Genomic DNA, 8,218 nt, shown 5'->3' with positions numbered 1-8,218 from the left:
CGCCGCCCGCCCCGGCGCGCGTCCCGTCCGGACGGCACCGGCCCCGGCACCGGCCGCCGCGCCCGCCGACCAGCTCGCGCTGCGCGGCCGGACCGAGCCGATGTCGCGCATCCGCAAGACGATCGCGCGCCGCATGGTGGAGTCGCTGCAGGTGTCGGCGCAGCTCACCACCGTCGTCGAGGTCGACGTCACCAAGATCGCGCGGCTGCGGCAGCAGGCCAAGGGCGACTTCGAGGCCCGCGAGGGCGTGAAGCTGTCGTTCCTGCCGTTCTTCGCGATGGCGACGGCCGAGGCGCTCAAGGCGCACCCGAAGCTGAACGCCGTCATCAACAGCGAGACCGACGAGGTCACCTACCACGACGTCGAGAACCTCAGCATCGCCGTCGACGTCCCCGAGCGCGGCCTGATGGTCCCGGTCATCGACAACGCCGGCCAGCTCAACCTGGGCGGCCTCGCGCAGCGGATCGCCGACATCGCCGAGCGCACCCGCACCGGCAACCTCAGCCCGGACGAACTGTCCGGCGGGACGTTCACGCTGACCAACACCGGCAGCCGCGGCGCCCTGTTCGACACCCCGATCCTCAACCAGCCGCAGGTCGGCATGCTCGGCACCGGCGCCGTCGTCAAGCGCCCCGCCGTCATCGACGACCCCGAACTGGGCGAGGTCATCGCCGTCCGGTCCATGGTCTACCTGGCCCTGACCTACGACCACCGGCTCATCGACGGCGCCGACGCCGCCCGCTTCCTGGGCACCATCAAGCACCGTCTGGAAGAGGGCAACTTCGAGGCCGAACTCGGCCTCTGAGCCGCCTCTGAGTCGCTGTCAACCCCCCGTCGTCCACCCGGACGGCGGGGGTTCGGCGCGTTCCGCTCAAGATTCGTCAAAGTCGCGATCGGCGAACCGCGGTGGCCGTACGGTGACAACGACGTCGAACGGTTTTGCAGAAGGGCACAGGGAGGGCGCATGAGCACCGATGGGCAGCCGCACATCCTCGCGATCGGCGGCGGGTCGTTCGTCCCGGACGGGCGTGAGGGGCTCGCGCCGAGCCCGCTGCTGCGGTACGCGGCCGACCTCACCGGGCAGGACCGGCCCCGGGTGTGCTTCCTCACCACCGCGCTCGGGGACGCCGCCGAGTACGTCTCCCGGTTCTACTCCGCGTTCGCCGCGCTGGACGCCGAGGTCAGCCACCTGGCGCTGTTCCCGATGCCGAACGTGGCCGACATGCGGGCGCACCTGCTCACCCAGGACCTCGTGTACGTGTCGGGCGGCAGCGTCGCGAACCTGCTGGCCCTGTGGCGGTTGCACGGGGTCGACGAGATCCTGCGGGAGGCGTGGGAGGCGGGCGTCGTCCTGTCCGGGCAGAGCGCGGGCGCCCTGTGCTGGCACGTCGGCGGCAACACCGACTCGTTCGGTCCGCAGTTGCGGCCGCTGACCGACGGTCTCGGGTTCCTGCCGTACTCCTGCGGCGTGCATTACGACAGCGACCCGCAGCGCCGCCCGCTGCTGCAGCAGCTCGTGGGCGAGGGCACCCTGCCGGGCGGGTACGCGGCGGACGAGTCGGTGGCCCTGCACTACGTGGGCACCGAGTTCGTCCAGGCCGTGTCGTTCCGGCAGGAGGCGGGCGCGTACCGGGTTGAACCGGACGGTCCCGGCACCGCGAAGGAGACGCGTCTGGAGCCCCGCCTGCTCGCCGCCCTCTGACGGGCGGTCAGGAGGCGATCATCACCTTGTAGACGGCTTGGCCCTCGTCGGCGGCCGCGCGGAAGAACCCGGTGAGCGCGCGGTAGGCGGGGGCGAGCACCTCGTCGCGGGCGGCGGCGTCGAGCGCGGCCGCGTCCTGGACGCCCGCCGCGTGCATCGCGGCGGGGTCGAAGCGGGCGGCGACGTCGGCGAACGGCGTCGCGGCCAGGTGGTCGGCGGCGGGCTTGACGCGGTCCGGGGCCAGGTAGATGACGTCCATGCCCAGTTCGTCGGTGCCGTCCTCGGTGAGCAGCCGGCCGCCGCACACCACGTCCGCCTCGGGCTGGCGGCCGTCCCACGCGTCGCCCGTCAGCAGGTAGTGCACCGCCTGCCAGGCGCCGCCGAGGTCGACCAGGACGGACGCGGCACGGCGGCGCCATTCGCGGTCGCCGAACACGTGGCGGGCGATCCGGCCGGGGTCCGACTCCCCCTCCAGCACCGGCGGCACCCTGAGGTACGACATTGCCAGACCCACTGTGCTCCTCCTGCCACACCGCTCGATGACCGTTACGACTCTTCGTGACGACAGGGAGCCACCCTAGGGACGTCCGGGGAAAGAGATGACCGAAACCCGCGAATCCGCGACGCCCCGCCGGTAACGTCACTCGTTCGAGATCACCCCGATACGGCATTGAGCCCGCAGGGGCCCGAGCGCGCCCGCACGGTGTGCCGATACCCGGAACCGCGACGTAGGCTGAACGGGTGACGACGGTGACACCTGAGGGGCGCAAGCTCCTGCGCATTGAGGCACGCAACAGCCAGACCCCGATCGAGCGCAAGCCGGAGTGGATCAAGACCCGGCTGAAGATGGGCCCGCAGTACAGGGAGCTCATCGGGCTGGTGAAGTCCGAGGGGCTGCACACGGTCTGCCAGGAAGCGGCCTGTCCCAACATCTTCGAATGCTGGGAAGACCGCGAGGCCACGTTCCTCATCGGCGGTGAGCAGTGCACCCGGCGTTGCGACTTCTGCAACATCGACACGGGCAAGCCCGCCGACTTCGACCGCGACGAGCCGCGCCGCGTCGCCGAGTCGGTCCAGGCGATGGGGCTGAAGTACGCGACCGTCACCGGCGTCGCCCGCGACGACCTTGAGGACGGCGGCGCCTGGCTGTACGCCGAGACGGTGCGGCGGATCCACGCGGCCGTCCCCGGCTGCGGCGTCGAGCTGCTGATCCCCGACTTCAACGCGGTGCCCGAGCAGCTCGCCGAGGTGTTCTCGTCGCGGCCCGAGGTCCTCGCGCACAATGTGGAGACCGTCCCGCGGATCTTCAAGCGGATCCGGCCCGGTTTCCGTTACGAGCGCTCCCTCGAAGTGATCACCAAGGCCCGCGAGGACGGGCTGGTCACCAAGTCGAACCTGATCCTCGGCATGGGCGAGACCCGCGAGGAGATCTCCGCGGCGCTGCGCGATCTGCACGAGGCGGGTTGCGAACTGATCACGATCACGCAGTACCTGCGCCCGTCCCCGCGGCACCACCCGGTCGAGCGGTGGGTGAAGCCGGAGGAGTTCGTCGAGCTGTCGGACGAGGCCAAGGAGATCGGGTTCGCGGGCGTGATGTCCGGTCCGCTCGTCCGGTCCAGCTACCGTGCCGGACGCCTCTACAAGCAGGCCGTCGAGGCCCGGGAATCCTGACGCGCACACCGTTCGGGGACGAATCGCCTGTCCGGTGACGACCCCGACCCGACTATCCTTGGAACCATGTCGAAAAAGCCCGCCGACGGAGGCCAGGAGCGTCCGGGCCGCCTCAAGCAGATCCGCATGGTCGCCCAGGTCCTGCACCAGGCGAACCCGAAGGCCCTCCCGATCGTCTTCGCCTCGGCGATCGGGACGCTGGCCGTCCTCGTCGTCATCGGGCTGATCTTCGGCCAGCTGTGGTTCTTCATCCCGCTGGGCATCCTCGCCGGCTTCGCGGTCGGCATGATCGTGTTCGGCCAGCTGGCGCAGCGCGCCCAGTACAAGGTGATCGCCGGGCAGCCGGGCGCGGCGGCCGCGATCCTGAACAACATGCGCGGCGGCTGGACGGTGACCGAGGCGGTCAGCGGCAACCGCAACCTCGACATGGTGCACCGCGCGGTCGGGCGGCCGGGCGTCGTGCTGGTCTCCGAGGGGCCCCGCAACCGGGTCGGGCATCTGCTCGGCGCGGAGAAGAAGCGGATCTCGCGCGCGGCCCAGCAGGTCCCCATCTACGACGTCCAGGTGGGCGACGACGAGGGCCAGATCCCGGTCGACAAGCTGCAGCGCCACCTGATGAAGCTGCCGCGCAACCTCACCAAGGGGCAGGTCGCGGAGCTGAACGACCGGCTGCAGGCGCTGCCCCGCAACATGCAGATGCCGAAGGGGCCGATCCCGAAGGGCGCGAAGATGCCCAAGGGCCCCAAGCCGCGGATGCGGTGACGGAACGACGAAGCGCCCCCTCCCGACGGGAGGGGGCGCTTTCGCGTGTCCGGGTCAGATGTTGACGACGGCGGTGTTGGCCGCCCGGTCGTGCAGCCCGCGGTAGTCGCGGTCCCACAGCAGGGCCGGGATGACGACGATCAGCAGCAGCGTCCGGGCGAGGCCCCAGCCGAGCCCGACGGGACGCCCGTCCAGCCGGGCGACGCGGATCCCGCACAGCCGCTTGCCGATCGTGGTGCCGAGCAGCGCGGTCAGCAGCCACGCCTGGACGGCGAACACGACGAGCGTCCAGGTGCTGCGTTCCGGCGGGCCCCAGTCGAGCGAGCGCGCCAGCAGGCTCGCGACCAGCATCGACAGGCCCCAGTCGACGAACAGCGCGGCGATCCTGCGGCCGTAGCTCGCGACGGCGCCGCTGCCGCTCTCCGGAAAACCGAACCGTTCCCCGGGCTGCCCGAGGTCGACTCCTGCCGCGCGCGCGCCGCCCAGCCACGTCTGCGTCCAGCGCGGGCCCTTGCCACTGCTCATGCCCCTACGCTATCCGCTCCCCCGGCGCGTTCCGACGGGCCCTTCCCGCTGACGTGCCCGTACAGGAAGGAGGGCTCGCGTAACACGGCCGAAACATACGGGACACGGCCGGGAAACGGCGGCTGCCTAACCTCTTGGATAGCCAAGGAGTGCCGAGGAGGCCGGATGTTCAGCAGCGCCGAAGAGGTTCTGAGCTATATCAGGAACGAGGGCGTACGGTTCGTCGACTGCCGGTTCGTCGACCTGCCGGGCAAGATGCAGCACCTCACGTTCCCCGTCGAGCGTTTCGACGAGAGCATCTTCACCGAGGGCCTGATGTTCGACGGTTCGTCCGTCCGCGGGTTCCAGGAGATCCACGAGTCGGACATGTTGCTGCTGCCCGACCCGGCGACCGCGGTGCTGGACCCGTTCCGGCAGCACAAGACGCTGAACCTGAACTTCTTCGTGCACGACCCGCTGACCGGGGAGCCCTACAGCCGCGACCCCCGCAACGTCGCGAAGAAGGCCCAGGACTACCTGCGCGGTTCCGGCATCGCCGACACCTGCTACTTCGGTCCCGAGGCCGAGTTCTACATCTTCGACGACGTCCGCTTCCAGACGTCGCCGAACGCCGGTTTCTACCACCTGGACTCGATCGAGGGCGCGTGGAACACCGGCCGCGAGGAGCCGGGCGGCAACCTCGGCGCCAAGCCGGGCTACAAGGGCGGCTACTTCCCCGTCCCGCCGATGGACCACTACACCGACCTTCGCTCCGAGATGTCGGCGCAGCTCCTCAACGTCGGCCTGAACGTCGAGCTGCACCACCACGAGGTCGGCACGGCGGGCCAGTCGGAGATCGGCGTCAAGTTCGACACGCTGCTGAAGTCCGCGGACAACCTCCTGCTCTACAAGTACGTGGTGAAGAGCGTCGCGCGCGCCGCGGGCAAGACCGTCACGTTCATGCCCAAGCCGATCTTCGGCGACAACGGGTCCGGCATGCACTGCCACCAGTCGCTGTGGAAGGACGGCTCGCCGCTGTTCTACGACGAGGTCGGCTACGCGGGCCTGTCCGACAACGCCCGGTACTACATCGGCGGCCTGCTCAAGCACGCGCCGTCCCTGCTGGCCTTCACGAACCCGACGGTGAACTCCTACCACCGGCTCGTGCCGGGGTACGAGGCCCCGGTCAACCTCGTGTACTCGCAGCGGAACCGGTCCGCGTGCATCCGCATCCCGATCACCGGCTCGAACCCGAAGGCCAAGCGCGTCGAGTTCCGCGTCCCGGACCCGTCCTGCAACCCGTACCTGGCCTTCTCGGCGATGCTGATGGCCGGCCTGGACGGCATCAAGAACAAGATCGAGCCCGCCGAGCCGGTCGACAAGGACCTCTACGAGCTGCCGCCCGAGGAGGCCCGCGCGATCCCGCAGGTCCCCGGCTCGCTGCCGGAGGTCCTCGCGGCGCTGGAGGCCGACCACGACTACCTGCTCGAAGGCGGCGTCTTCACCCAGGACCTCATCGAGACCTGGATCGCGATGAAGAACGAGTACGAGATCGACCCGATCCGGCTCCGCCCCCACCCCCACGAGTTCGAGATGTACTACGACATCTAAGCGGCATCGGGGGCGCGTCGACGGGGCACTACGTCGACGCGCCCCCCGCCTCGTTCCGCCCCGGTTCCGTATCGGACGGGGATCTGGGCGGGGTGTCGTACAAGGTTTGACCTTCGGCCTGTTCCGCGTGGCCCCGGCGGGTTTCCGCCGGGGCCGCGCGGCGTTGTGCGGGCCCGGGACGCGGCGCGCCGCGCCCGGCGTAGGGCGACTACCGCCCGGAGTCGTAGTCCGGGTGGACGAAAATCAACCGAAAAGCCCTGATGAACTCCGTCTGAAGACCGGACCCGGCGCCGGTGTCGTACTACTCAGGTCTGAGCCGAAGACCGTTCCTTGCGGTGATCACATATCGCGGTCGCCGGAGAAGGATGGAAGTCATGGCCCAGATCGCCCCCCCGGCTCCGCGCCGCGCCCCGGCCCACCCGGCCCCGCGCGGCGAGCAGCGAAGGGCGGCCGCAGCGCCGCGGCACAGGGTGTTCACCGTACCCCCGGTGTGGCGTGAGTTGTTGCTGATCGTCCTCTTCTACACCGGTTACTCGCTCACGCGCATCGTCCTGGTCCAGGACGGCACCGCGCCCGCGTTCGCCCACGCGGACCAGATCCTGCGGCTGGAGGGCGCGCTCGGCATCGATGTCGAACTGTCGCTCAACCAGGCGCTGCTGGAGGTGCCGTGGCTGGCGCGCGCCGCGAACTTCTTCTACGCGACGATGCACTTCGCGGTGACGCTCGGCATGGTGGTGTGGCTCTACCTGCGCCGCCCGCGCGACTACCGCTGGCTCCGGACGTCCCTCATGATCGCGACCGGGGCGGCGGTGCTCGGTTTCTGGCTGTTCCCGCTGGCGCCGCCGCGGTTCCTTTCCGAGGCGGGGTTCGTCGACCCGGTGACGGCGCTGCAGTCGTTCGGCCTGTACGCGAGCGACGCGTCGGCCACGATGACGAACCAGTACGCGGCGATGCCGTCGATGCACGCGGGATGGGCGCTGTGGTGCGGGTTCGTCCTGGTGCGGCTGACGAGCCGGTGGTGGCTGAAGGCGCTGGGCGTGCTGTACCCGACGACGACCACGCTGGTGATCATCGCGACGGCGAACCACTACGTGCTGGACGCGGTCGCGGGGTTCGGGGTGGTCGCGGGGGCGCTGGCGCTGTCGTGGCTGCTGTACGTGCGGCGCCCGCGGCCGCTGCTGGACGGCGCGGACCGGCTCGTCCGGCGGTTCTCGCCCGGCGCGGTGGCCGTTCCGGCGCCGCGTCCCGCCCCGGCCGACCGTCCGGAGCCGGTGGCCGCGGGCCGCTCCGCGTAGCGGGTCACTCCTCGTAACCGTAGAAGACCCGCTCGACGACGGCGCGGGCGCGGCGGGTGCAGCGGCGGTGGTCCTCCAGCAGGTCGCCCGCGGTGGCGTGGCCGAGGACGCGGGCGACGGCGCTGCGGTCGCTGCGGTTGTCGGTGGGCAGCATGTCCGACGCCCGGCCGCGGACGAGCATGACGGCGCCGCGGATGCGGGTCGCGAGCTTCCACGCGGCGGCGAGCACCTCGGCGTCGTCCGGGTCGAGCAGCCCGGCGCGGGCGGCGGCGTCGAGCGCGGCGAGGGTGCGGGTGGTGCGCAGTTCGGGGATCTCGTGGGCGTGCCGCAGCTGGATGAGCTGGGCGACCCATTCGACGTCCGACAGGCCGCCGGGGCCGAGTTTGGTGTGCAGGCGCGGGTCGGCGCCGCGCGGTAGCCGTTCGGACTCCATCCGCGCCTTCAGGCGGCGGATCTGCCGGACGGCGTCGTCGGCGATGCCGCCGGGCGGGCGGCGGATCGGGTCGATCAGGGCGCGGAACCGGTCGCACAGGCCGGGGTCGCCGATGATCGGGTCGGCGCGCAGCAGCGCCTGCGTCTCCCACGGTTCGGACCAGCGGGCGTAGTAGGCGGCGTAGGACGCCAGGGTGCGGACGAGCGGGCCGCGGCGCCCCTCGGGGCGCAGGTCGGGGTC

General features: G+C 70.9%; 8 protein-coding genes and 1 pseudogene. 6 read left to right on the top strand and 3 right to left on the bottom strand.

The features are described from left to right. Window positions 1–805, top strand: an 805-nt coding sequence (locus BJF79_RS26720; RefSeq protein WP_187357064.1) for a 2-oxo acid dehydrogenase subunit E2, incomplete at its 5' end; no start/stop codon positions are given. A gap of 159 nt (window positions 806–964) precedes the next feature. Then, on the top strand, window positions 965–1,702 hold the full coding sequence (locus BJF79_RS26715; RefSeq protein WP_075901471.1) for a peptidase E: 738 nt from the start codon (window positions 965–967) through the stop codon (window positions 1,700–1,702). A gap of 7 nt (window positions 1,703–1,709) precedes the next feature. Here BJF79_RS26715 and BJF79_RS26710 read toward each other — a convergent pair whose 3' ends face one another. Then, complete coding sequence (locus BJF79_RS26710; RefSeq protein WP_262402625.1) at window positions 1,710–2,204, bottom strand: YfbM family protein; 495 nt, start codon at window positions 2,202–2,204, stop codon at window positions 1,710–1,712. 239 nt (window positions 2,205–2,443) lie between these two features. On the opposite strand from BJF79_RS26710, the gene lipA reads away from it, so the two are divergent. Both lipA and BJF79_RS26700 read left to right on the top strand, forming a co-directional pair. After that, on the top strand, window positions 2,444–3,373 hold the full coding sequence (gene lipA / locus BJF79_RS26705; protein ID WP_075901467.1) for a lipoyl synthase: 930 nt from the start codon (window positions 2,444–2,446) through the stop codon (window positions 3,371–3,373). Window positions 3,374–3,439: 66 nt separating this feature from the next. Then, entirely contained in the window at window positions 3,440–4,135 is a 696-nt protein-coding gene (locus BJF79_RS26700) for a DUF4191 domain-containing protein (protein WP_075901465.1), read from the top strand. A gap of 54 nt (window positions 4,136–4,189) precedes the next feature. Here BJF79_RS26700 and BJF79_RS26695 read toward each other — a convergent pair whose 3' ends face one another. Beyond that, window positions 4,190–4,660 carry an RDD family protein gene (locus BJF79_RS26695; RefSeq protein ID WP_075901463.1) on the bottom strand — a complete coding sequence of 157 codons (471 nt, stop codon included), beginning with the start codon at window positions 4,658–4,660 and terminating at the stop codon, window positions 4,190–4,192. A gap of 165 nt (window positions 4,661–4,825) precedes the next feature. Here BJF79_RS26695 and glnA point away from each other — a divergent pair, with 165 nt between their 5' ends. Together glnA and BJF79_RS26685 are read left to right on the top strand one after the other, a co-directional pair. Next, window positions 4,826–6,250, top strand: a complete 1,425-nt coding sequence (glnA, locus tag BJF79_RS26690) for a type I glutamate--ammonia ligase (RefSeq protein ID WP_075901461.1) — start codon at window positions 4,826–4,828, stop codon at window positions 6,248–6,250. 374 nt (window positions 6,251–6,624) lie between these two features. Next, window positions 6,625–7,545: a phosphatase PAP2 family protein gene (locus tag BJF79_RS26685; protein WP_262402624.1), complete on the top strand. Its 921-nt coding sequence runs from the start codon at window positions 6,625–6,627 to the stop codon at window positions 7,543–7,545. A gap of 4 nt (window positions 7,546–7,549) precedes the next feature. Here BJF79_RS26685 and BJF79_RS26680 read toward each other — a convergent pair. After that, window positions 7,550–8,218, bottom strand: a pseudogene (locus BJF79_RS26680) (bifunctional glutamine-synthetase adenylyltransferase/deadenyltransferase); the annotation flags it as partial.

Source organism: Actinomadura sp. CNU-125, from assembly GCF_001942465.1.
Lineage (GTDB): Bacteria > Actinomycetota > Actinomycetes > Streptosporangiales > Streptosporangiaceae > Spirillospora.
Note: the sequence above shows the minus strand (reverse complement) of the source record. Positions and strands in the feature narration are given on the sequence as shown.

Bases quoted from the DNA above. Each gene is read 5' to 3' on its own strand.
- BJF79_RS26695 (WP_075901463.1), bottom strand. From the start codon at position 4,660: ATGAGCAGTGGCAAGGGCCCGCGCTGGACGCAGACGTGGCTGGGCGGC.
- BJF79_RS26700 (WP_075901465.1), top strand. From the start codon at position 3,440: ATGTCGAAAAAGCCCGCCGACGGAGGCCAGGAGCGTCCGGGCCGCCTC.
- BJF79_RS26685 (WP_262402624.1), top strand. From the start codon at position 6,625: ATGGCCCAGATCGCCCCCCCGGCTCCGCGCCGCGCCCCGGCCCACCCG.
- glnA (WP_075901461.1), top strand. From the start codon at position 4,826: ATGTTCAGCAGCGCCGAAGAGGTTCTGAGCTATATCAGGAACGAGGGC.
- BJF79_RS26710 (WP_262402625.1), bottom strand. From the start codon at position 2,204: ATGTCGTACCTCAGGGTGCCGCCGGTGCTGGAGGGGGAGTCGGACCCC.
- BJF79_RS26715 (WP_075901471.1), top strand. From the start codon at position 965: ATGAGCACCGATGGGCAGCCGCACATCCTCGCGATCGGCGGCGGGTCG.